Source organism: Actinoplanes sp. NPDC020271, assembly GCF_044388125.1.
Classification (GTDB): Bacteria; Actinomycetota; Actinomycetes; order Mycobacteriales; family Micromonosporaceae; genus Actinoplanes.
Genome location: NZ_JBIRWQ010000041.1, coordinates 46,302 through 68,846, shown reverse-complemented (window position 1 = coordinate 68,846; position 22,545 = coordinate 46,302). Strand labels below are relative to the sequence as shown.

The window sequence follows — 22,545 nt, the reverse complement described above, 5'->3', positions numbered from 1 at the left end:
AGAACCTCCAGCAACCCGCCGGCTGCGATCACCAGCCTGCCGCACTCGCCCTGGCCGCATAACCCCCGAAGGACTTACGGCTCGGACCACTTAGGGTCGCTGAGCATCGACCGCGAGTTGTTGATGCTGACGAGCGTGTGCCGGACGAACAGGACCCGCTTGTCGAGGTCGACGTCAACCCAGTGGAGGCCCAGGACTTCGCCTTTGCGCATGCCGGTACAGATCATCAGCTCGAACAGGTCGGCCAGTGGATCGTCGATGCGGTGGCAGGTGCGCAGGAAGCCTTCGGCTTGCCGGGTGGTCCAGCAGGTGAGGTTCCGGCGGGGTGGCCGGGGCAGCCCTGCGTACCTGGCTGGGCTGTGAGGGAGCCGCCGCTGTTTGACGGCGTCGTTGAGGTCGCTGGACAGCGTGGTGATGAACCGGGCCAGAGTGACTCGCCCGCGCCCCTGTAGAACTGCTCGGCGTCCGTGCGTGCTGCGGAGGTAAAGCGTGCTCTTGTGTATTACGCTGCGAGGGCACGGTGGCGGCTGGCGTCGTTGTCGGTCGAGGCCGCAGCAGTTGCTGCATCGATGCTGGCTGAATCTGACTGGGACTCGAGGGTCGAACCTCGTTGCCGTCGCTGTCTGCCAACATCCATTCCTTGCTGGTTGCTACTTGGAACAGTGCTTGGCGTAAATCATCGGGATCGGCTATCAACGGCCATTCCGGGTTGCTGTAGGGCAGCGCGAACAATTCCTTCGGTGTGAGGTGACGACCGAACCCGCCGGAGGCGATGAGCTGGCTGACGTACTCTGAGGCGAGTGCACCAGGGGCCACTGCCCGGCCCGTCGCGACAAGTTCGTCCCATACGTCTCTACCGGCCAGGGCGGTCTTGCCATCCGCGATGCTCTTGTATTGCACGGCTAGCCCGTTCGATGTTCGGAGCAGGTAGGCGTAGTGCTGGTACGCCCATTTGATCTCGGCGTCTAACTTGTTCCGAGCGGCATCCCGGCGGATGCGTGCCTCTGTACGATCCTCATCGGACGGGTCGAGCTGGTCGACGACCCTTTCCCATGCCAGCACATCCTTGGCGCGGTCACGAGCTCTTGCGCGGCGTTGAGTGTTCACCAGAACGGCGACCATCGAAGCGGCGAACGTCGGAGCTAATCCCGGCTTGACACCGAACGCCACGTCGAGGTCGGATCGCGTAGACGTGTCCTTACCGTTCAGTAGGGTCCACTGGCGCGGGTCGAGCACGAGTAGGCGGTTTTCCGGTCCGTCTTCTGCAGCGATCGCCGCTGCAGAAGCAGTGCTGTGGTCGCCGGTCGCTTCCACGAAATGCTGGCCGCTGAACGGTGCCTTGCTGGCCAAATCTTGAGCGCGTTTCCATATGCGGTCGAGGGCGATCTCGTTGCTCGTCATCGTCATGGCGCTCGAGTGATACATGCCGAGCGTTTGCTTGATCGACAGGTAGAATCGATCGGTGCCCTTGCTGTTGGCTGGCCGGGTGTGCTCTAGCGCGCCGAGGCCGCCTTGGACGGGACCGGCGATAAGGGCGTTGAACACCTCTTCGGCGGCTGGATAGGGAACGCCGGGCCCGGAAAGCGCCGCGATCAACTCGGCTTTCGTAGCGCCACGTGCGCCTTGGGCTCGGGGAACCAGACTGTAGGCAAAACATGCGGTCGCCATGCGGACTGCAGGGGCGGGCTGACCCGCATTGACGCCGTTGGTTTCCAGCACGGCATCAAGGTTGAACGCCGTCCCGCTTCCACCGCTTGACCGGACGACATCGGTGTTGGCGACGGCCCGGAAGCCCTGAATGGCGCGCACGTTGCCTGCAAGGATCCCGGAGGACAGCAGCGCCTCAAGGGAGTCGGTGTGCACCGGGATGTCGCCAGGACCGATGAGGTCAGGCGCCCAGCGGCCTTCCTTGTGTTCGTTGATCCAGTACAGCGCCGTCCGCGCGAAGATGGCAACGGTCGAGCGTACTCGCTGGAAGGCCTGGACCTTCGACCACTCCTTGGCGACGAGTTCAAAGAGATCGGGGTGAAACGGATACGTTTCGATCACGCGATCGACGAGGCGGCTCAACGATCGACCAGAACCGAGCTTGCTGTAGACGTGAGTGATCCACACGTCGTTGGCCGTGTCCACGTAGGCGCCCGCCGCGGCGCGCGCGGCGGCGTCGATGCTCGTGCGAGTGAACAGGCGGCGTCGGATGATCTGCGCGAAGTCGGCTGGGTCGGTGACGGTGACCGTTTCGCCGTTCCGCTGCAGCCGTGCCGCCAGATACCCTGGGTGCGGCGCGGCAGAGGCAGCCGGCGAGTCGTTGAGCTGCGCTTTCCCGGCTTGCGTGGGTCGGTTCTGATCTGCAGACCTCCCGGTGGGTGGTTGCGGGTGCCGATAATGCCATCCGTGCTGGTCAAGCAGCATGCTCGTATTCGTGGAGGATGCCGCCGAGTCGATCATGCCGGTGGATGCACAGACGCGCGAGGTCGGCTCGCTCGGTGGTCGGGTCGGGTAGTGCTCGCAGGGGCCGGGCGTTCGCGATGCCTCGGTGCGGCCGGTGCTGATTGTGGTGGCGTTCGTACTCACGCAGAGCATGCAGCAGATGCGCCTGATTGAAGATCAGGGTCCGGTCGAGCAGCTCGTGCCGGCATGATTGGATCCACGGTTCCACGATCGAGTTCATGCGGGGCATCCCGATCCCGGTGAGCACTACCTCGATGCCGGCATCCGCGAGGATCGTGTCGAACAAAGGCCGGGTACTTGCCGTCCCGATCGCGGATCAGGTGTTTGACCTGGCAGCCGGTGTCCTCGAGGTCCATGATCAGGTTCCGGGCGACCTGCACGACCCACGCGGCGGTCGGATGTGGCGTGACGCCGAGGACCCGGACGCGGCGGGTGGCGTGTTCGATGACCGCCAGCACGTAACGGTGGGCACCGGTCAGTGTCACGGTTTCGAAGAGGTCCGCGGCGATCAGGGCCTGGGCCCGGGAGCGTAGGAATGTCGCCCGGGTGTTGTTCGTGCGGTCGGGTGCCGGGTCGACGCCGGCGTCGTGGAGGATCTCCCACACCGTCGAGGCGGCGACCTTTACCCCGAGGACGAGCAGTTCGTCGGATCCCTGCTTCCACAATCGGAGGGGCCAGCGACGTTCTCAACCTGAAGCCGTACGCCGAAGCAAGCTCCAGGAATCGCTCCGCCCCGCCGCACGCCCGCTTGAGCGAAGGATCACCGTGACGTTTGACGAGTTCCTCAACGCCGAGATGGCCGGCCTCGCCCGCCTTGCCGGAGCGCTGACCGGCGATCGCCATCTCGCCGAGGACGTCCTGTCAGACGCCCTACTGCTCGCGTCGACACGGTGGCGCCGTATCGCACGCATGGACCATCCAGCCGCGTACGTCCGCCGCATGGTCGTCAACGTTTATCTGTCCGAGCATCGCAAAGCGCAGCGCCGGCGCACCGAACCGACGTCAGATCTAAGTCTGCTCGACCGGACCAGCGGCGAGGATCCGCAGACCACCGTCGCATCCCGCGACGCCATGGAACGCTTGCTCACCCAGCTCACACCGCAACAACGCACCGCCGTCGTCCTGCGGTACGTGCTCGACCAGACAGACGACGACATCGCCGCCACCCTCTCCTGCACACCCGGCACTGTGCGGTCTCACCTATCCCACGCCCGAGCGGCTCTGCGCCTGGCCGCCATATCCGCAGAACGAGGCTGATCCGTGGACGTCAACGAACTCCGCACCGCACTGTCACGCCACGACCCTGATCCCGATAGCGTGCTGGACGGCCTGAACGCCAAAAGGCAGCGCCGGCGCCGCCGCCGACAAGGCATCATCAGCAGCCTCGCCGTAGCGGCGATCATCGCGGCAGGTGTGGGAGCCTGGTTCACTATGGGTCCACCATCGGGGAGTCACCCTTCGGCCAACCAGCCGGGTTTGGCGGCCGGAGCCGATGGCTGCACCCCGTTGGACGATTGGTTGTCCCGCGCGCGAGGAAGCTCAGTGATCACCGGTGTAGGCACACTGAGCGGGCGCACCGGCCTGGACGGCTACATCAACCACGAAGTCGTCATCACCGATATCAAAACCTTGTCAGGTCCGAAGATCGCCGACGCCACCAAGGCCTGGGTTAGCGTGCCGGAGCACAAGCCCAAGCCTGGCGTAGTGGATGGCGGCCCCGATGGGCCACTATGGGGTCCCGGCAACACCTTCTTCGGTGTCTACACCCCCCAGAAGATGAACGGAGGACCCCTCGGCGCCACCTTGCGTCAGCTGCCACTTGTCGGCGACAAGGTAATTTTTATATCAGCAGGTTGCTGGGGAGGCTTCTCCATCGGTCAGCTTCGTGGCACACCATACCGAGGGCCCCTCACCGAAGTGCCCGGCAGCGGTCAATACGCCCATCTCGCGCCCCAAGGATTCGTGGCCGTTCCCTTGACCGCCGTTGAAGACCTGCTTCCGCGATAGATCAGGTCTCCGCGGGAGTGTTAAGGAAAACGGCTCTGGCGCAGAAACGGTGGTCGAGGTGTTCGGCCTGTGCGAGCAGGATCCGTTGGCGTAGGAGGGCGAAGCCGGCGCCGCCGTACATCTGCCGTTTCAGGTATTTGACCTTGGTGTTGGCGCCTTCGATCGGGCCGTTGCTGTAGGGCAGGGTCAGGCCGGCCACGACGGCGGGTAGGTCTCTGCGCAGGCCGTGGACGAATCCGTGCAGGGCGGGCAGGTCGTCGCCGTCGACGCTGGCCATCCAGGCGCCGAGGTCTTCGCCGCGGCGGCCGGTGAGCAGGTCGGCGAACTGTTGCACGCGTTCGGCGAGGACACTCACATGGGCGCAGGATGCGCGGAGATCGGATAGTTGTTGCTGGTGGTGGGCGGGTAAATCGGTGGGTCTGGTCATCAGCCAGGAGACCGGCCGGCGCGGCGAGGGCGGCGTGTGCAGCGCGTCCGCGCGGCTCTGGTTGAGGTAGCGGACCAGCAGATTCGCGCTGCCGGTGTAGCCGAGCTCGCGGATCTCGGCCAGCAGCCGGGTTACCGCCATGCCGGGCTGTTCAGCCCGGCGGCGGCGAAGGTGATCCCGGAACGGATCGACCAGCGTCGCGCGGTAGCGCGGCGGGCGTTTCAACTCTTCAGCTGAGGTCGCGCGGGCGTAACTCTTCACGGTGTTCAGCGCCCAGCCCAACCGGCGGGCGCATTCCAGCAGGCCGTGGCCTTGATCGAGGAGCGTGTGCACGGCTCGGTGGCGGTCGCGGGTGCGCTCATTCAGTGGCTGGTCCGGCTGGACCGGGCCGTCACGCCAGCAGCCGCTGTGGGCGATCGCGGTCTTCTCGACGGCCTTGGCCAGGTTCGTCCACAGATGCCAGCGGTCGCTGACCTGCACTGCCTGGGGTGCTGCGGTGCGGATCGCCTCGGCATAGGCTGCCGACCCGTCGCGGCATACCACTTGCACGCCTGGATGGTCGCGCAGCCACGCAGCCATGGTGTCGGCTTTGCGGTCGGGCAGCACGTCGACGCGGCGATGGGTGACCGCGTCGATCAGCAACGTCGCATACCGGCGGCCCCGACGCAGCGCAAAGTCGTCCACGCTCAGCACAGACGGCACCGGCAGCTCGGGAATCGGCGCCGCCACCAGCACCCGCAGCACCGTGCTGCGCGATACCCGGGCACCGACCCGGGTCAGCACGCCCGCACCGACCCGGGTCAGCACGCCCGCACCGACCCGGGTCAGCACGCCCGCACCGACCCGGGTCAGCACGCCCGCACCGGCCCGGCCCGCGGCGACGACGGCCAGGTCAGCGACCAGGGCAGTCAACTGCCGAGTCCGCCGCGCCCACCGCTGAGTCAACGCCGGCACCTGCTCGCGGAAGGTCCGCCGCGGGCAGGACAACGCCACAGACCAGGCGCTGAACGCGCAGGTGCACGACAACGGCACGACCACCGACCGGCAGATCCGCCAGGCGTCGCTGGTGATGGGCGTGTACTCGCTCGCTGAGCTGCCCGCAGTCCGGGCAGGCCGCAGCCGCTACGGGCGGTCGGGCCACGACGCCCACCGTCGTCCCAAGATCGATGACCTGCTCAATGACCAGCGAAGACAACTGCGGGAAGATGGTCCCGATTACATCGCACGGGCATCATGATCGCGTACGCGAATGATCACAAAGGATGGTGGTCACCCGACCACCGTATCTGCGCCAGAGCCGTTCTTCTTTTACAGTCCCGGACGATTCGGCGTGGGCGTCGGCAGGGTGGACGAGATCACAAGTGGGATCGCACCCAGTCGAGGACTTGCTGAGCGTGAGCCTCGGGAGCCTCTACCGGGCTGAAGACGTGCTCGACGTGATTGGCGTGGACGATCAGCGTCGTGCGGGTGTGGAAGCGCAGGCCGCCGTCGACGACGAAAGTCGGAAGGCCGAGGTCGTCCGCCAGCCGGAACGCGGAGTCGGAGAGCAACACAAACGGTAGACGCAGCCGTTCGACGACCTCTTGCTGGTACGACGAGTCCTGTCCGGACAGACCGAAGATCCGTGATATGCCGGCGTTTCGCAAATCGGTGTAGTGATCGCGAAAGTCACGAGATTCGGCAGTACAACCACGAGCACCGGGATAACCCTCGAACCCGGCGGGTTGCGGGACGCCAGGACGCCCGGTCAACGGGTACAGGTAGATCACCGTCCGCCCGGGACCGAGCGCGCCGAGATCGACGAGGCAGCCGTCGCTGGCGGGAAGTGCCAGCGCGGGCAATGCCGCACCGATCAAGTCGTGGCCGGCTGCGGAATCCGGCACGGTGGGGGCAGAATCCGTCATCGGACGGCCTCTGCAGGCGTCAGGTCCTCCATGCGACTCGTCTGCCGGATCCGGCTGCTCCAGACGGCGACCGGTGCGAGCAACGCGGCAAGACCGGCGATGACCAGGCCGGCTCGTGGGTTCCAGGTTTGAGCAGCCGCGCCGGCCAGCAGCGCACCGAACGGGGTGGCACTCCAGGAGACGAACCGGACCGAGGCCATGACCCGCGACAGCAGGTGCGGTGGTGTCACTTTCTGCCGATGAGTACGCGTGATGACACTCGAGATGGTGACGCCCGCGGAAAGTCCGCACATCCCGGCCGCGAAGATCAGCACTGCTGCCGGTCCGGCTGCACCCGGCATCAGAAGTCCCACCGCTGGACCTCCGAGAACCGCCAGCAGGAGAACTCTGGTCTCTCCGTACCGATCCACCAGTCTTGCGACGAGAGCCGCGGCGATGACCGCGCCCAGCGCGTCGACCGCCATCACGAGACCCACGACACCGACCGGGAGGTGGAGGGTGCGCACGAGGTATGTCGGAGTGACGGCCATCAGCGCGCCGTTGGCGAAGTTCAGAGCGGTCGCTGAGAAAAGGTTCGGCCGGATCGCAGGATGACGCACCACGAATCGGAGGCCGGCCGCGATCCGTTGCCAGAATCCCGTTTCGTCGACGTGACGGTCGCGCGTATCCGGCTTGGACATGGAACCGAGCAGCAGAGTCGAGGTCAGATAGGAGAAGGCGTCGACGACGATCGCGGACGCCGCGCCGATGGCCTGGACGAGCACACCGGCGACGGCCGGTCCAACGAGCTGCGTAGTCGCCATCGTGCCGGAGAGAAGCCCGTTACGCCGGGTGAGTTCGGCCCTGGGCACGATGTAGGGAATGACGGTCGAATTAGCCACTCCGAAGATGTTGTTGGCGAGACCGACGAGGAAGGCGACCAGGAGTAGCTGGTAGAGGGAGAGACCACCGAGCCAGGCCGCGACCGGGATGCTGAGGACGAGCAGGGCGCGGAAGACATCCATCGAGATCTGTGTGACGCGTAACGGAAATCGTTGGACGAGCACACCGGCCGGCAGACCGACGAGCACGATCGCCGCATAGTTGGCGGCGGTGATCAGGCCGACCTCGAAGTTGGAGGCGTTGAGCAGGTAAACGGCGACCAATGGCAGCGCCACCGATGTCACACCGTCTCCGGTGGTGCTGACGGCCGAGGCCGCCCAGAATTTCCAGAAGTCGCGTGACGAACGGCGCTCGGGCACGTCGCCTTCCAAATCCGCCATCGCAGTCCTAACTTTCCCTGTCACGGATAACGCATCACGTCAATGACCTCGCGCTGACAGCAGCGGAGCGAAGGCTTCAGCGGTCGCACTGTCGCTCAACGCCCCGACCTCCTCGAAGTAGGCGATCGTGGGGCGGGCCGACGCGGCCACCGTCGCGAGCACTCCGTCCCGCGGATAGCTGTCGACCAGTACGGCCTCGATCTGTTCCGAGGTCAGGCCGAGCAGGGCGAGGGAATCCGCCGTGGCCGCGTAGTCCGGCTCCAGGAACGCTTGGATGATGGTGGGCAGCCACGGGCCGACATGCATTCGCTCGTTAGTGCTCAGGGCCCGCCAGAGAATCCTCAGGACGTCGTGGAAGTAGGCGTGATGACGACCTTCGTCAATGGCGTGGTCGGCCACCGTCTGCCGGACCGCGAGAGGCAGACGCCGATCATGAGGGATCTCGGCGAGCAGCGAGGAGATGAGAGTTTCGCTGACGACAGCGAACAGCAGCCTGCCCAGGGCCGGAACGTTCGTCTTCAACTGTCGCGCGACGGCTTCCAGACGCGACACGAACAGTGGCTCGCCGTAGGGCGGGCTCTCCTCGGCGCTGTCCCGGACGATCTGGTCGGTCAGTTCGAACGAGAACTGCGCGTGCCAGGCCTCATCGGTGACGATTTTGAAAGCGTCCCGACGCATGCCGGCCGGTATCTCGATGCCTGATCGACCCCGGCTCAGGTCCATCGCGACCGGGATGACAGCGAGGTCCTCGAGTTCGGAAGTGAAATGCAGGTACTGATAGAGCGCATGGACCAGCACCCGGTTCTGAGCGTCCGCGCCGAGATCCGCGACCAGCGGATGGGACCAGACCGGAACCATTTCCGGCGGAAAGTACAGGAGATCTGTGTCTGCCGCCGTCACCTCACGCAGCGGCCGACTTCGTACGGACGCAGTCCGATCCCAGTTCTTGAACCGAGACCGATACCCCGCGGAGGCGGCGACCGCACCCAGGCCCTTCGATCCCTGCGCCGCCTGTTCTGCGGAACGGACGGCGAGTCGGACGAAGTCGGTGTTCATCGGGATCCCCTGGGTCAGGCGGACACTGGCGCGGTGCTGCCATACCCGGCAACCGACAGGAGTTCCGAGCTCTGGTCGGCCGGTTCGGTGCTCGTCATCCGGAGCAGACCGAGGTCGAGGACCCGGCCCAGCGGCTCGGCAACGGCGGCGTAGTCCGCCCCGACGGCGTTCAGTAGCTCTCCTACCGTTTTGTCACCGTCCACGACAGCGACGAAGTCACGCCAATGCTTGTTCTCGTCGTTGATGACGAATTCGATGACACCGTTGACCGCGACGAACCGCTGCCCTGATCCGTCGATGGCGTCGACGAGCAACACGTCGTCCGACCAGACCGGAACCGTGTTCAGGTCCGCGGTGGGCAGCTCCAGGATTCGGGAGGTGATGCCCTGACCGCCGTCGGCGGCGAAATCGCTGTCCGGCCAGGCGGTGAGCACGGCCGGTACCGGTTGGTCGATGACAGCCGGCGGCAGATCAGCCACCATGGCGTCGAGCAGTCCGAGGTTGACCAGTCGCAACGCCAGGTTGGCGACCTCGAGCTGCTCGCCACCGGCCATCCGGTCGAGAAGCCGGTGCAGAGTCTTCCCCTCGATATGCTCGCGGGCGCCATCGGTTGAGAGGGCCTGATCGACCAAGGCGCGACCGGATTGGGTCAGCAGCCGGACCACCGAACGGTAGGTGTGCTGCACTCCCTCCCCGTAGACGAAGGGAACCTTCTCCCGTTCCGAGACCTCGACGGGAAGGACGTCGCGTACGGCGTCGCGCAGGATCCGCTTGTCCCACAGGAGCCGGCGCCGCTGGTGCGGCGGGATCGCGGTGACGAACTCGACCAGACGATGATCGAGGAAGGGAACCCGTGCCTCGATCCCGCTTCCCGCCGCCGCCCGATCCTCGATCCACACGTTGTACTGCTGCACCTTCTGGTACTCGTACCGAAGATAGGTGAGGTAATCGTCGCCTGCGCCCCGGTCGGTGGGGTTCCGGATCACCGCCGCCTGCATGGCCTCGTTCCAGTTCGCCCTGGAAGGGTCGTACTGGTCCTGCCCGCGCCGCGCCATACCGGTGAGGTTCGTCGTGAAGTCGGTCCAGTCGCCGCCGCCGGCGTAGTCGGTGGAGTAACCGCCGTTGAACTCGTCGCTCGCGGCCCCGAGCAGCATGCCCTTGAGATCGGGACGAACAGTGCGCGCATACCGATGCATCTCTTGCTTGAGGTACGAGTCCGGGCCGGCCATCGGCGTCTCCAGCAGCCAGAGATGGCGACGCCACTCATCGACGGTGGCGTGATGCTGCCGAGGCAGGTAGACCTGGTGGTTGGTGAAGCCGTACTGCCGCGCGATCAGGTCCGCGTAATACGAGTCGCCGTTCTCGACGGTGCTCGGGTTCAGAATCGTGAAGGTGTGCAACGTGGTCGTCCGCGACGCCAGCGCGGCAACCGCCGCCGAGTCGACGCCGCCGCTGAGGAACATACCCAACTCGGCGTCGGCAGTGGCGCAGTCCGCCACGGCAGCGGCGAGGAGCCTGCCGTATTCCTCGGTGGCTTCCTCGTCCGACAAGGAAAGCGGCTCCGCGCTGCCCGGAAACGTCCAGTAGGAATGTGTCGTGGTTCTTCCGTCAGCGAGGTCGATCTCGACGATGGTGCCCGGGGCCACATACTCGATTCCGGTGAACCAGGTGACCGGCCCGGTCGAATTCAAAACCGGAGCGCTCTGGAGGATCGGGCTGCCCAGGCTCGCCTGCCAGTCCACCGATCGCGGCGTTGCCGAATCCGCGAAGAGAGCCTTCATCTCGGATGCGAAAACTATCCGATCATTGTTGCGGTGGAAATACAGTGGCTTGATGCCGAATCGGTCGCGGGCCAGCACCAGGCGATTCCGGCGTACGTCGTGGAGCACGATGGCGAACATGCCGTTGACATCGTCGAGGAACTTCATTCCTCGTTCCCGATAGAGGTAGCCGAGCACCTCACAATCGGACCCGGTGCGCATGTGCGTTCCCGAGGGAAGCGTCTGCTCGAGCTGCCGGTGGTTGTAGACCTCGCCGTTCGCGATGACGACGATCGAACCGTCATCGGTCCAGAGCGGCTGATCACCGGCGTCCGGCGCGACCAGAGCCAAACGCGTGAAACCCAGGCCGACCGCCCCTCCACGCCATGTGACCTGCTCGTCCGGCCCGCGATGCGCAACCCGCCGGGTCATTGCGGCAAGCAGCGCGTCGGACTCCGACGAGAGCATTCCGCCGCCGAATCTCGCCACTCCGGCAAGTCCGCACATGAGGTGATCCACTCCTGTCAGTAACACGCCACCTAGGGGCACGGTCCACTTGTCTACCGAGATCGTCGGCGCGCGATCGGCAGCGCATCGACGGCAACGATGTCCGGGTGCTTCCCGTCGCATGACGGGAAGCACCCGGACACATCATCAGTGGTTGTTGCGCAGGACCGACGAGATGGTCACCGGGCGAGCGGCGGGCTTCGAGTACTTCTTCATGCTGATTCACCTCCGGAAGCAAAAATTGGGTTCCCCACCTTTCCGTGTCCGGTCGGGCGGGTAAGGCTTGCGCCGTAGTCACAGTCAAACATCGATCGAGGACCTTCTCCACACATTCGGTCCTGACCGAATGCGACGGACGGTGACAAGCGCGCGGAATCCACCGCTGTCCGACACGGGAATAGGAGGGATCGCTGTCAAGCAGTTCCGCCAGGTGACGTTCGACCCGTACCTCACCGGATGGCCGGAATGACGAGCAGCTCGGCGACATGCCGCCAAGCCGTCTCGAGAGTCTCATCAGCGGCTCTCTCCCCGTCGATTGGCACTTGGGGGTACCCCAGCGTCAACGCGGCAGCGTCGAACGATCGCACCAACGAGCTCATCTCCGCCTCCGGCGAGGCACGCGCGAGCAGGCCGTCGCCCTTGCGGCGATTGCGGATCCGGGCCATACACGTGCTGCCCGACACCTGTAGTCGCAGTGACAGGTCCGGAACCGTGAGGTGGTCGAGCAGAGCGAGCAGTTCGGGGTGGCCGGCGAGCCCTCGGCGGTGCAGTCGCGCCAGCAATGCGCACCGATGTTGCTGAACCAGGACGTGCGTCGTCGACGCGCCCTGATACTTGGTCAGCTCGGCCGCCGACTGGCTGACGGCGTCGAGCAGCACAGCGATCTCCACCTCGCGCGGCGAGAAGCGGCTGGCCGCATCGGCGGTGCTGTTCTCCACCATCTCCAGGACGACCCGGCCCTCGGAACGCAGCGTGCGCTCATAGGAAATCCCACCGGACTCGCGGATCCGCGCCCGGATGCCGTCGACCAGAGTCGACTTGCCCGATCCATCGGGACCGCTTACCTCGATCAACATTCGGGTCCCTCATGTCGGCCGGTTTGCGACCAGCAGAGAGCCGCCGTGGCTGTGGCTCGCTGCCAGCTCGGAACGTTCGGGCGGCCCGCATGACGATGGCGCCAGTCCGCGATGCGCAGTCCCTCGCGAGCCGCCCATCCGAAGAGGTCCGCCGGAGAGAGGACACCCGCGCCGTAGCCTTCGAGCAGCGCAACGGCAGCGTTGTGGGCTTCGCCCGGCGCAGTGTCCGCGATCAGGAAGAGGCAGCGCCCAAGATCGGAGCCGGCGGGCTGCCGGCAAGACGACTCGAAATCTATCAATGCGCCGCCGTCGCTGTGATCGAGGAAGTTCTCCGGGCCGGCATCGCCGTGGCTGAACACCGTGTCGCTCCCCGGCATGGGCGTGGTCAGGATCGTCGTCGTCGCCGCGCCCAGAGCGGATCGGACGGAATCCGGAAGCTCGGAGATGCGGAGATTCGGCTGCACCCGGGTCGTCGGCGTGGGCGGCAAGCTGTGCAACCGGGCCAGGCTGGCGCCGAGCCGCCGCCAGGCGGCCGCACCAGTCGGAGGGATGCCGTCGATCCAGGACACCACGAGCGCCGGCTCCCGACCGATGCGCGTCAGAGCGATCGGCGACGGGGCCAACACGTTCACGGACTCCAGCGCTCGCAGGATGTCGAACTCATAGGCGAGCCGCGCCGCGTCCCCTCCCGTCTTGACCATCACCGTGGTGCCATCAGACGTGCGACCACGATGCCCGCGGTGCGACCGCCCGCCCAGGGAAACCTTGTCCAGGCTCAAGGTGGCAGTGTCGAACTCGGTCCGTCTCATCTCAGGACTTCGGGCCCGAGAGCTCATAGAACAATTGGGGAACCATCTCCGCGACCGGGTAGTCGGCCAGCGTCTGCTGAATCCTGGCCCGCCTGTCCTTGGTCTCCGGGGAATCCACGAAAGCCAGATGCGACAGCTCCGACAGGAACGCCAGCAGCTCGCGACGCCGGTCATACGGCATGGAACCACCAGGCTCGAGAAGGAAGGAGACCAGGTGACGCAGGCCTTCATCGAGGACGTCCTCGGTCCGCGGGCTTGCCGGCCGGGTCCGGAACGACGCCGACGGGCTGAACGGGTTGGTCAGCGTGGGCGTCGACGACGTGAGGTGCTCGTGGATGATGTCGGCCACCAGCGGCGCCATCAGGATTCCGTTGCGGTATGTTCCGGTCGCGATCGACAGGCCGGACAGGGCCGTCGAACCGATCAACGGATAACGGTCGCTGCTCAGTGGCCGCAGGCCGTATCGCGTGGAGGCGAGTAAAGCCACCCTGATCCCGACGTTGACCTCGTGCATGACGCTGTGCAGCAGGGCGTGCACCTCGCCGGGCGTCACCCCCTGCGAACTGCCGGGTGTGGCCGACACACGGTTGGTGGCACCCACGTAGAGAGTGCCCGAGCCACGCGGAACGACATGGCTTCCGCACGCGAAGTCCCGGTTCGGGGTTCGGATCACGTACGGAAACGGGTCCGTCACCCCTTCCACCAGCAGACTCACGCCCTTACCCGGAAGCAGTCTGGGGAGCGTGCCCACGACCAGGCCCAAGGCGTCCAACAGAGGTTGGACGCCGACCCCGTTGGCGAGGACCACGTGGTCCGCCGAGACGACCGTGCCGTCGTCGAGGCGCGCTCCCATGGCCACCGACCCGTCGGTCTCCACCGCGGCCACCTCGGCGTCGATGAGCGTCACCTCGGGCGACGCGGCCAGCGCCTGGTGGAGAGCGTCCATCAGCCGGCCGGTGTCGACGAAACCCTCGTCCGGCAGGAATGTCGCCGCGGTCGGTTCATGACCCACCGCCGGGCGCACGCCGACCCGGTGATCCGCGACAGTCCGCTCGTGTCGTAACCCGAGTTTATCGGCGGCCTTCTCGATGGCCCGCAGATTCGCGGCGTCGGCGACGTTCGCACCGGTCGCGATGATCACGGTCCCGTAGGTCAGCGGGACCTGGACACCCGAGCGACGCGCGATCCTGTCCAGAAACTCCGGGTAACGGCGCCCCGCTTCGAACCGGAACCGCAGCTCGGCGGCATCCAGGCCGGACGACGCGTCATCGGTCACCTCACCCAGGACACCGAGCATGGCGCCGGCGGCCGTGGACGCGGTTCCGGCGCGCATCGGGTCAGGGCCGACGCAGACCACACGATGTCCGGACTCGGCCAGGCGTAGCGCGATGCTCTTCCCGATGATGCCGCTACCGACGACAAGGACTTTGGTGCTCATGCAGGAGTCTCCAGACAGAGGTCGAGATAGCGGAGAGAGGTGTATGCGAGGTAGGTCGCCCATACCGAGGGCGGATTCGGAAGTGCCTGGGCCGAGCTGCTGAAGTGCGCGAAGTCAGGTAGATCCGCTTCATGTCCCGCGATGACCGCGGGCAGCCCGGCATCTCGGCAGCGCGGATCTCGGCGTACCGCGGCTTGCAACGCGGGGCGGGCGTCCCGGACCGCTTCGAAGGCGGCACGGCGATCCGGCTCGGCCATCGGCCATCCGGCATCACCGAGAACACTCAGGCCAGCGGTTGCCGCGGTCGCATCGCCGACCTGCTCGCCGCCGAGGAACGCGGCGACGGTGTGGCCCACGTTCCGCCAGTGATCGACGGGCCGGGCGGGATGTTGAACATCGGCCACGCCCAAGCTCACCGCCTCGCTCACCGAGCATCCGAAGAGCACCGGGACTTCACGCGCCAGCTCCTCCTCGTCGTCGGACGCGTGCACCAGGTTGAAAATGGGATTCATGGCGTTGAGGCTGCCGCGGATGGTGTCCGGCTTGGCCCGCGTGGGCAGGAAGTGCCCTTTGAGCCGGCTGGACAAGTAGGCCGCCGCACTGTCGCAGCCGGCCGCTTCGGCCGGACCGCGCAGCAGTACGGCGGTAACCGGCCCGAGGCCGTACAGCACGGCGTTGAGTTCCCAGTCGAGCCGGCCACCCGTACGCGTCGTCGCATAGAGCTGGGCGCGTAACTGCGGAGTGAGCGCAACGTCCTTCGTGGCGAGCGCAGTGAAGCCTCGGTGACCGAGAAACGTGAGAACAGATCCGGTGAGGTGTTGATGCACCCCATCCGGCTTCACCATCAAGAGGGCGAGGTCTCGCATGAGTCAGCAGTCCTTCGGGCCTGGAGTGGACGAGACGATCAGTTGCCGGTACCAGAACGCGGACATCCGCTCGGACGTGCTCACCAGCGGCGCGAAGACCAATCGCGATCCGGCGAGGGCGGCACGCACCCGTCCCTGACGGTGTCCGGCCGGAGTGAGGCTGAGGCCGACCTGGTCGTGCGGCCAGTCCTGCAGTAGCTGCTCCGCCCATCGCACATGCCTGTCCTCCGAAGCCGGAAAGACAACCTTTACGATCGGCGAACCCAACGCGGCGAGGTCCTCCCCCACCCTTCTCAGGTGACTGAACGTCGACGGCGTCGCCGCCAGATGGCACGCCGGGATCGGCGTCAGGCCACGATCACGCACCGCGACGACCGCGGCCTGACCGCTCTTGCCGTTGCCGATCTCGAACTGCAGGTGCGTCGCCGGACCGCCCGTGGCCGTAGGGAGCATCTCGTGGATCGCCGAGGCCTCGCGCCTTGTCGCCACGATCACCTCGCCGCCGGCAGAGGCGCCGCCGCCGGCCGCGCGGACGGCATCCGCGTCGTCGCCATCGATCTCGTACCAGCGGAATCCGGGCGCCGCATCCAGACTCGGCACTTCGCAGACCAGGTGCTCCAGGGAGAACATCGAAGAGGGCACCCGGGTTCACACCTCAGCGACGTCGAGCACCCGGACCATTGCCCGCGCGACGTCGTCAGCCACATCGTCGTCGAGCAGCAGCCGGTGATGCAGCCACAGACCCGCGGCTCCGGCCTCTCCGGCGACCGGCGTCCGCGCCCCCTGGACGGCGAACAGCGGGTTGTCGGACCACGGTGGGTACATGACCGAAACCGGGATGCCCTGGGCGGTCAGCGCCGCGGCGGTTGCCGTATTGGTGAGACCGGCCGCGCGTGCGGGCTCCGGCAGCCGCAGCATGAACATGTAATGGTCGTGACGGGTCACGGCCGGGTCGGTGCCGATCACCAGTCCCGGATCCACAGCGCGGAGCCTCTCGGTCAGAGCTTGGGCGTTGCGGTCCCTGCGACGCCAGAGGTCCTCGTACTCGGGCAGGTGGCCGAGCACGAGTGCGGCCGCGAACTCACTGATCCGCGCGTTCGTCCCGATCGCCGTGAAGTGGTACGTGCCGCTTCCGCGGGGACGCCCGCAGTTGGCCAGCAGTTCAACACGACCTGCCAGCGCCCGGTCGTCGCGAATCACCACAGCGCCGCCGTCGCCCCCGGGAAGGAGCTTCGCGGCCTGGAAGCTGAAGGTGGTGAGATCGCCGGCCGTCCCGACGCGCGCACCGCGCCACTCTGCGGTCGTGGCCTGGGCGCTGTCCTCGATCAGCGCGATGCCATGACGGTCGCACAGTGCTCGAGCAGCGTCGAGGTCGGCGGGCTGTCCGGCGAGATGCACCACGATCAACGCACGAGTCCGTGCGGTGACCGCCGGTTCGGCGGCATCCGGATCCAGGCACCATGTCTCGGCACACACGTCCACGGGGACCGGCCGTGCGCCGACCGCGACCACCGCTGAGGCCGTGGAAACGAATGTCGTGGCCGGAACCAGAACCTCGTCACCAGGACCGATATGCAGAGCGCGGAGCGCCACCTCCAGCGCGACGGTTCCGTTGGCGACAGCGACACAGGCGACCGCCTGATGATCCTCGGCCAGGCGCGCCTCAAGCTCCTCGGCGGCTCCGTGACCGGACTGCCACCAGTGTCCGCTGTTCAGAGCGGCCATCAGTCGCTGCTGCGCCGCGGGAGTGGATCGAGGCCAGGCCGGATAGGGGCGCGTCCGTACCGGAGAGGAGTTCTTGATCGGGGCGAAGCTGCTCAAGGATTCTCCTCGGGAACGTCGACCGTGGCTGCCCCGCCCTCGTCCAGAGACCGGGCGAAGGCATCACACAGTGCTACTGATCGGACTGCTGCGCGCAGGTCATCGGTGGGGTTCTCGCACAACGCCTCGTCGAGTTGGCGGTGGTACTCGGTGGGCTCTCGTGACTGGTCCGGTACCAGGTCTCGCCACCCATGCCGCAGGTCGAGGACTCTCAGGCTGGGTCCGGTCACGGTCTGCCGCGCCGGGCTGAACCCGAACACCGTGCGCAGCTCGGCGCTGCCCTCGGAGCCCTCGACTCGTACGGTGACCAGGTCCGCGGCGACGACATCGTGCCAGGACGCGCGAATCCGTATCGTGCCGTGCCCGACCTGAGCCAGGGCGTTGATCGCCTGGTATGACATCTCCGGCCTGTGTCCCACGGTGTCGTCGCCCTGATACCAGCCGGCTGCCAGCGATCCGGCATCCGGATCGGGTCGTGTTCCGGTGGCGAGAGCAACGGCTCGACCGGACCAGCCGGTGCACCAGAGAGCGAGGTCCACCAGATGGGCGCCGAGATCCCAGAGGACACCGGATTCCAAGCCGCCGGTGGTGCCCGGAACGCCGGAGCGACGTGACCAGGTGGCTGTCACCTCCGTGACGTGCCCGAGCATCCCCTCGCGGATCGCTCGCCGAAGACGCCGCACATCGTCGCGGAAGCGATTGGTATAGCAGGCGAAGACCTGTCGATCTACCCGCCGGCTGATGTGTTCGATCTCCGCAGCCGCTCGAGGGGAGGTGACCAACGGCTTCTCACACACCACGTGCATGCCGGCGGCGAGCGCCTCGAGGATGAGTGGCGCATGAGATCGAGGCGGTGTGCAGATGATGGCTAGATCCGCGCCGGACGAGGCAAGATCGCCGTCGTACGCCTCGACACCGAACTTCTCGACGGAACGGTCGACGGCGTCGCGGTCGCGGTCGGCCACCAGCACCTTGCCGACGCGAGGGTCGGTCACGACATAGGGAAGATGGATTCGCTGTGCGATGGCGCCCGCGCCGACGACCAGCACCCGCAGGCCGGCGTTCATCGTCCGTGCCGGTGGGAGACCTGCGGGATTCGTGCCGTCAGCACTGCTTCCAGTTCCGCCATGGATCCGACCATCGCGTCGGGCCGTGCGGCCTGGAGAACGTCGCTCAGCCCGGCGCCCCAGGTGCAGCCGACGGTGTACACACCCGCGCCCTGTCCTGCTTGGATGTCACTGACCGAGTCCCCGACCAGGACAGTGTCGCGAGCCGTGCCGGACAGCCGGCCGATCAGCCAGTGAACGCCGTCCGGAGCGGGCTTGGGAGCGGGCGGATCGGAGGGCGTGACAAGCTCCGTGCAGAAGGCGCCGAGTCCCGTCATGTCGATCACCTGTTCGGCACGACGGCGATCCTTCCCGGTGATGATCCCCATGCCCACACCGTGGCCGGCGAGCGTGGTCAGCATGTCGGTGACGCCGGGAAACAGGCGCACGCGATGCACCCGGGCCACCGAGTGCCGCCTGAAAGCGGGCCCCATCGCGACCGGCAGGCCGAGGGTCTCGACGATGCGTTCGAAGGGCATGCCGGCCATCGCCAGCAGGCGATCTGCGGGCGCACGTCCCGGTCCCACGCACTCGGCGAACGCCGCTTGGAACGCCTCGACGGCGACGTGCTCCGAGTCGGCGAGCGTTCCGTCCAAGTCGAACAGCACGGTCAGCGTCATGGCAGTGGCTCCTTCGCCAGGAAGGCACCCAGCAGAGCCGATCCTTCTGTGTCGATCGGGACGAGGACTCGGAGGCCCGCCGCCGTCATGGCCGACGTCAGTGTTTGCCGCAACGCTGAACGGCGCAGCCGTCCACCGGTCAGCACGACCGTCGGGACACCGAGAACTCTGGCCAGGTCGCTCAGTGTGTCGACAAGGCGCATCCCGTCCGGCCAGGTGGTGAGTCCTTGCCGCGCCAGACCCTCGTCGTCCGGCAACGTCTCCAGCGCTGTCTGCAGGCAGCCTCGATGACCGCACCGGCACAGCCGATCGGTGCCCAGGGCTCTGATATGGCCGATCGTCCGGGCGTCGTGCGCGGCCGGGCGAACCCGGCGATCGAGAAGCACACCGCCGCCGATACCGGTGCCGAAACTGACCAGAAGGAAGTCCGCCACGCCGCGGCCGACACCGAGCATGCCTTCCCCCAATATCGCTGCCACGCCGTCATCGCACATCGTCGCGGCGACGCCGGGCGGGAAGCCCAAGACCTCACGCAACCGCCACCCGATCCAGAGTGGCCGGTTCGGCCATGCCACGACGACACCGCTGCTGTTGACGCTACCGGGAAAAGAGACGCCGACTCGCAATGGCGCGGGTGATTCGGTTATGGCCGAAACACAGGCTTGCTGAAAAGTGGCCCGCAGTTCTACCAAATCTCCAGGTGACGCCGTTCCGGTCGTCCCGGACCCGACGAGATGTAAACCGTTATTCCTCCATGTCGCCACCGACCAACTGGTGCCACCGATGTCGACAGCGACATCGTGCGGACGAGGCGTATCGGTCCCGGCATGCGGACCAGAACGCGTGTGATCAGGCGATATTTGTTGCAGAATGATGGGTGCCTCCTGTCGCGCACCAGCAGTCCACCCAACATTGAAGTTCGGGCGCACCCCGTGAAGTTCGCATCATCTTGCATTCACATTGATGCAACTGCAACTACCCATGCCATCGCGACGTCGGCCAACCTGGCCAGTTACGCGCAGTGACCGATCAACTTCGGCTTCAGCCTCGGGTCTCGCCCGTTTCCGACCGGAGAGCGGCAGGTCAGTAGACTCCCTTCGGTTCTCCCGATCGGCGGGAGAGGACAAAGGTGGAATCGTTGACGAACGTTCAGATCCCCGGCTCCAAGTCCGTCACCGCCCGAGCCCTATTCCTCGCGGCGCTGGGAGATGGGACCTCGTTACTGCACGGCTCCTTGGACTCCGACGACACCCAGGCTTTCCGGCAGGGCTTGCGCACCCTTGGTTATCGCGTGGAGGAGACCGGCGAAACCTGGGCCGTCGAGGGGAGAACGGACGGGCCGCCTGCCGATTCCGCCGATGTCTATTGTCGTGACGCCGGGACTGCCGCCCGGTTCCTGCCCGCTCTGGCCGCCATCGGCCACGGACGATTCCGCTTCGACGCCTCACCGCAAATGCGCAACCGCCCGGTGGGCCCGCTCACCGCGGCACTACGCCGGCTCGGATCCGACCTGCAGTTCGAAGAGCACGAGGACCACTTGCCGATACTGATCCGCGGAGCAGGTCTGCGCGGCGGACGGTTACAACTCGACGCCTCGGTCTCCTCACAATTCCTGACAGCACTTCTGATGGCCGCACCAGCCATGGACGAGGGACTGGAAATCCAGGTCACCGACATGGTGTCTCGGCCGTATGTGGAGATGACCGTCCAGATGATGCGCGACTTCGGGGTCTCCGTCGCCTCGGACCAGGATACTTTCACGGTCCCGGCACAACGGTATTCAGCCCGTGAATACCGCATTGAGCCCGACGCCTCCACCGCCAGTTATTTCTTCGCTGCGGCGGCACTCACCGGCAACTCAGTCACCGTTCCCGGCCTCGGCACGGGCGCCATGCAGGGTGATATCGCATTTGTCGACGTCCTTCGCAGGATGGGGGCGGAAGTGAAAATGGAGGAAAGCCGGACGACTGTTTCCGGAACCGGTCGGCTTTCCGGAATCACTGTCAATATGCGAGATATCTCGGACACCATGCCGACACTTGCCGCGATCGCTCCTTACGCCGACGGTCCGGTACGTATCGAGGACGTCTACAACACCAGGGTGAAGGAATGCGATCGCCTCGACGCCTGCGCCACAAACCTGAGCGCTATGGGAATCCGGGTGGCCACGGGCCGCGACTGGATCGAAATCCAACCCGGCCGACCCGGTCCAGCGGTGATCGACTGCAACGCCGATCACCGCATTGCCATGGCTTTCAGCGTCGCCGGACTACGCGCGGATTCCCTGACACTGGATGATCCGCAATGCGTCAAGAAGACTTTCCCGGAATTCCATGAGGTGTTCCGTGATCTGCGCAATCAATGGCGGCACGCCACCGGTTCCTTCCAGTGAACGAAATCCACATCGACCGGATACCCGTCACTGTCGGCGCTCGAAGCTACACCGTTGCCATCGGTCCCGGAGTACGCCACGAACTACCTGACGTTCTCGGTGCGCTGGACGCGCGGCGGGTTGTCGTCGTGAGCTCTCGTCCTACCGAGTGGACACCGGACCCGGGAATACCCGCTCGCGTCATTCAGCTGTCCGACGGTGAGCACACCAAGACGCTCACCACGGTGGAATCGCTGTGCCGGAGCTTCGCCGAGTTCGGCCTGGGCCGCCGGGACGCGGTGGTCGCCTGCGGCGGTGGCACCATCACCGACACCACGGGACTCGCGGCGTCGCTCTATCACCGGGGCATTCCTGTCGTCCATCTACCGACCTCGCTCCTCGCTCAGGTGGATGCCAGCGTCGGTGGGAAAACCGCAGTAAATCTTCCCGGTGGCAAGAACCTGATCGGCAGCTACTGGCAGCCGAGTGCCGTTCTGTGCGACACCGACTACCTTTCGACTCTGCCGGTGCGCGAGCAGCTCAACGGGCTCGGAGAACTGGCGCGCTGCCACTTCATCGGTGTTCCGGGAATCGGATCGCTTCCGTTGGGGCAGCAGATCGTGGCGAGTGTCCGGCTCAAGGCGTCGATCGTCGGCGTTGATGAACGTGACTCCGGGCTCCGTCACATACTCAACTATGGGCACACGCTCGGGCATGCCGTGGAGCGGGCCACCGACTTCCGCATCCGTCATGGGGAGGCCGTCGCGATCGGCACCTACTTCGCCGGCGCGCTGGCACAGGCAGTGGGACGCATCGACCTGGCTCGCAAGCAGGAGCACCTCGATGTCCTGCGAAGCTACGGCCTGAACCCGGCCCTGCCCGCGGACCTGGCAACGGACGACCTCCTTCCCCTGCTGCGAGCCGACAAGAAGGCGACGCATGGGCTCAGCTTCGTTCTGGACGGTCCGAACGGCGTCGAGCTGGTCAGTGACGTCGACCCTGGTCTCGTTCATGACGCCCTGGCCGAGATGCCTCGCGAGGAGCGGTAGGCCGGACACTCGCAG

At 66.2% G+C, this 22,545-nt stretch carries 21 protein-coding genes and 1 pseudogene; 5 read left to right on the top strand and 17 right to left on the bottom strand.

Features of this window, described 5'->3' with window-relative positions; all coding sequences use genetic code 11:
- Positions 1 to 74 precede the first annotated feature (74 nt).
- The 3 genes from ACH442_RS44780 to ACH442_RS44770 are packed head-to-tail and all read right to left on the bottom strand — an operon-like array spanning position 75 to position 2,671.
- Positions 75 to 239 (bottom strand): tyrosine-type recombinase/integrase, encoded by a 165-nt coding sequence (locus tag ACH442_RS44780; protein ID WP_396344290.1) that lies wholly within the window; start codon positions 237 to 239, stop codon positions 75 to 77.
- Entirely contained in the window at positions 175 to 2,412 is a 2,238-nt protein-coding gene (locus tag ACH442_RS44775) for a DUF499 domain-containing protein (protein WP_396344289.1), read from the bottom strand. The genes ACH442_RS44780 and ACH442_RS44775 overlap by 65 nt, the downstream gene beginning before the upstream one ends.
- Positions 2,402 to 2,671, bottom strand: a complete 270-nt coding sequence (locus ACH442_RS44770; protein ID WP_396344288.1) for an integrase core domain-containing protein — start codon at positions 2,669 to 2,671, stop codon at positions 2,402 to 2,404. The genes ACH442_RS44775 and ACH442_RS44770 overlap by 11 nt, the downstream gene beginning before the upstream one ends.
- On the opposite strand from ACH442_RS44770, the gene ACH442_RS44765 reads away from it, so the two are divergent.
- The 3 genes from ACH442_RS44765 to ACH442_RS44755 all read left to right on the top strand — a co-directional run bounded on the left by ACH442_RS44765 (position 2,670) and on the right by ACH442_RS44755 (position 4,458).
- Complete coding sequence (locus tag ACH442_RS44765) at positions 2,670 to 2,984, top strand: hypothetical protein (protein WP_396344287.1); 315 nt, start codon at positions 2,670 to 2,672, stop codon at positions 2,982 to 2,984. The genes ACH442_RS44770 and ACH442_RS44765 overlap by 2 nt on opposite strands.
- 232 nt (positions 2,985 to 3,216) lie before the next feature.
- Entirely contained in the window at positions 3,217 to 3,708 is a 492-nt protein-coding gene (locus ACH442_RS44760) for a sigma-70 family RNA polymerase sigma factor (RefSeq protein WP_396344286.1), read from the top strand.
- A 3-nt stretch (positions 3,709 to 3,711) separates the two neighbouring features.
- Complete coding sequence (locus tag ACH442_RS44755) at positions 3,712 to 4,458, top strand: hypothetical protein (protein WP_396344285.1); 747 nt, start codon at positions 3,712 to 3,714, stop codon at positions 4,456 to 4,458.
- A 73-nt stretch (positions 4,459 to 4,531) separates the two neighbouring features.
- On the opposite strand, the pseudogene ACH442_RS44750 reads toward ACH442_RS44755, so the two are convergent.
- The 14 genes and pseudogenes from ACH442_RS44750 to ACH442_RS44685 form a co-directional block, all read right to left on the bottom strand.
- A pseudogene (locus tag ACH442_RS44750) lies at positions 4,532 to 6,092 on the bottom strand (ISL3 family transposase); the annotation flags it as partial.
- A gap of 148 nt (positions 6,093 to 6,240) precedes the next feature.
- On the bottom strand, positions 6,241 to 6,789 hold the full coding sequence (locus tag ACH442_RS44745; protein WP_396344284.1) for a peroxiredoxin: 549 nt from the start codon (positions 6,787 to 6,789) through the stop codon (positions 6,241 to 6,243).
- A complete protein-coding gene (locus ACH442_RS44740) occupies positions 6,786 to 8,051 on the bottom strand; it encodes an MFS transporter (protein WP_396344283.1) in 1,266 nt (421 codons plus the stop codon). Before ACH442_RS44740 ends, ACH442_RS44745 begins: the two co-directional genes overlap by 4 nt.
- Before the next feature lie 39 nt (positions 8,052 to 8,090).
- The gene (locus ACH442_RS44735) at positions 8,091 to 9,107 is read right to left on the bottom strand and encodes a diiron oxygenase (RefSeq protein ID WP_396344282.1); all 1,017 of its coding nucleotides are present in this window, start codon (positions 9,105 to 9,107) and stop codon (positions 8,091 to 8,093) included.
- 14 nt (positions 9,108 to 9,121) lie between these two features.
- Positions 9,122 to 11,497: an asparagine synthase (glutamine-hydrolyzing) gene (gene asnB / locus ACH442_RS44730; RefSeq protein WP_396344281.1), complete on the bottom strand. Its 2,376-nt coding sequence runs from the start codon at positions 11,495 to 11,497 to the stop codon at positions 9,122 to 9,124.
- Between the two features lie 326 nt (positions 11,498 to 11,823).
- Positions 11,824 to 12,450 (bottom strand): hypothetical protein, encoded by a 627-nt coding sequence (locus ACH442_RS44725; protein ID WP_396344280.1) that lies wholly within the window; start codon positions 12,448 to 12,450, stop codon positions 11,824 to 11,826.
- Positions 12,444 to 13,229: a phosphotransferase gene (locus tag ACH442_RS44720; RefSeq protein ID WP_396344279.1), complete on the bottom strand. Its 786-nt coding sequence runs from the start codon at positions 13,227 to 13,229 to the stop codon at positions 12,444 to 12,446. Before ACH442_RS44720 ends, ACH442_RS44725 begins: the two co-directional genes overlap by 7 nt.
- Positions 13,230 to 13,260: 31 nt before the next feature.
- On the bottom strand, positions 13,261 to 14,697 hold the full coding sequence (locus ACH442_RS44715) for an NAD(P)/FAD-dependent oxidoreductase (protein ID WP_396344278.1): 1,437 nt from the start codon (positions 14,695 to 14,697) through the stop codon (positions 13,261 to 13,263).
- The gene (locus ACH442_RS44710) at positions 14,694 to 15,563 is read right to left on the bottom strand and encodes a nucleoside-diphosphate kinase (protein ID WP_396344277.1); all 870 of its coding nucleotides are present in this window, start codon (positions 15,561 to 15,563) and stop codon (positions 14,694 to 14,696) included. The genes ACH442_RS44715 and ACH442_RS44710 overlap by 4 nt, the downstream gene beginning before the upstream one ends.
- A gap of 3 nt (positions 15,564 to 15,566) precedes the next feature.
- Positions 15,567 to 16,193 carry a hypothetical protein gene (locus tag ACH442_RS44705; RefSeq protein WP_396344276.1) on the bottom strand — a complete coding sequence of 209 codons (627 nt, stop codon included), beginning with the start codon at positions 16,191 to 16,193 and terminating at the stop codon, positions 15,567 to 15,569.
- 18 nt (positions 16,194 to 16,211) lie between these two features.
- Positions 16,212 to 17,384, bottom strand: coding sequence for a DegT/DnrJ/EryC1/StrS family aminotransferase (locus ACH442_RS44700; RefSeq protein WP_396344275.1), 1,173 nt, complete (start codon positions 17,382 to 17,384; stop codon positions 16,212 to 16,214).
- Positions 17,381 to 18,433 carry a Gfo/Idh/MocA family protein gene (locus tag ACH442_RS44695; RefSeq protein WP_396344274.1) on the bottom strand — a complete coding sequence of 351 codons (1,053 nt, stop codon included), beginning with the start codon at positions 18,431 to 18,433 and terminating at the stop codon, positions 17,381 to 17,383. The genes ACH442_RS44700 and ACH442_RS44695 overlap by 4 nt, the downstream gene beginning before the upstream one ends.
- A gap of 14 nt (positions 18,434 to 18,447) precedes the next feature.
- Positions 18,448 to 19,110 (bottom strand): HAD family hydrolase, encoded by a 663-nt coding sequence (locus tag ACH442_RS44690; protein ID WP_396344273.1) that lies wholly within the window; start codon positions 19,108 to 19,110, stop codon positions 18,448 to 18,450.
- Positions 19,107 to 20,039, bottom strand: a complete 933-nt coding sequence (locus tag ACH442_RS44685; protein ID WP_396344271.1) for an ROK family protein — start codon at positions 20,037 to 20,039, stop codon at positions 19,107 to 19,109. The genes ACH442_RS44690 and ACH442_RS44685 overlap by 4 nt, the downstream gene beginning before the upstream one ends.
- 200 nt (positions 20,040 to 20,239) lie before the next feature.
- On the opposite strand from ACH442_RS44685, the gene aroA reads away from it, so the two are divergent.
- A complete protein-coding gene (aroA, locus tag ACH442_RS44680; protein ID WP_396344270.1) occupies positions 20,240 to 21,502 on the top strand; it encodes a 3-phosphoshikimate 1-carboxyvinyltransferase in 1,263 nt (420 codons plus the stop codon).
- Positions 21,472 to 22,530: a 3-dehydroquinate synthase family protein gene (locus ACH442_RS44675; protein WP_396344269.1), complete on the top strand. Its 1,059-nt coding sequence runs from the start codon at positions 21,472 to 21,474 to the stop codon at positions 22,528 to 22,530. Before aroA ends, ACH442_RS44675 begins: the two co-directional genes overlap by 31 nt.
- Positions 22,531 to 22,545 lie beyond the last annotated feature (15 nt).

What these genes read in the sequence shown, in the direction of transcription:
- ACH442_RS44735 (WP_396344282.1), bottom strand. Translation starts at nt 9,107, where the DNA reads ATGAACACCGACTTCGTCCGACTCGCCGTCCGTTCCGCAGAACAGGCG.
- ACH442_RS44740 (WP_396344283.1), bottom strand. Translation starts at nt 8,051, where the DNA reads ATGGCGGATTTGGAAGGCGACGTGCCCGAGCGCCGTTCGTCACGCGAC.
- ACH442_RS44715 (WP_396344278.1), bottom strand. Translation starts at nt 14,697, where the DNA reads ATGAGCACCAAAGTCCTTGTCGTCGGTAGCGGCATCATCGGGAAGAGC.
- ACH442_RS44710 (WP_396344277.1), bottom strand. Translation starts at nt 15,563, where the DNA reads ATGCGAGACCTCGCCCTCTTGATGGTGAAGCCGGATGGGGTGCATCAA.
- ACH442_RS44675 (WP_396344269.1), top strand. Translation starts at nt 21,472, where the DNA reads ATGGCGGCACGCCACCGGTTCCTTCCAGTGAACGAAATCCACATCGAC.
- ACH442_RS44770 (WP_396344288.1), bottom strand. Translation starts at nt 2,671, where the DNA reads ATGAACTCGATCGTGGAACCGTGGATCCAATCATGCCGGCACGAGCTG.
- ACH442_RS44690 (WP_396344273.1), bottom strand. Translation starts at nt 19,110, where the DNA reads ATGACGCTGACCGTGCTGTTCGACTTGGACGGAACGCTCGCCGACTCG.
- ACH442_RS44745 (WP_396344284.1), bottom strand. Translation starts at nt 6,789, where the DNA reads ATGACGGATTCTGCCCCCACCGTGCCGGATTCCGCAGCCGGCCACGAC.
- ACH442_RS44725 (WP_396344280.1), bottom strand. Translation starts at nt 12,450, where the DNA reads ATGTTGATCGAGGTAAGCGGTCCCGATGGATCGGGCAAGTCGACTCTG.
- ACH442_RS44705 (WP_396344276.1), bottom strand. Translation starts at nt 16,193, where the DNA reads ATGTTCTCCCTGGAGCACCTGGTCTGCGAAGTGCCGAGTCTGGATGCG.
- ACH442_RS44775 (WP_396344289.1), bottom strand. Translation starts at nt 2,412, where the DNA reads ATGCTGCTTGACCAGCACGGATGGCATTATCGGCACCCGCAACCACCC.
- asnB (WP_396344281.1), bottom strand. Translation starts at nt 11,497, where the DNA reads ATGCGACGGGAAGCACCCGGACATCGTTGCCGTCGATGCGCTGCCGAT.
- ACH442_RS44765 (WP_396344287.1), top strand. Translation starts at nt 2,670, where the DNA reads ATGCGGGGCATCCCGATCCCGGTGAGCACTACCTCGATGCCGGCATCC.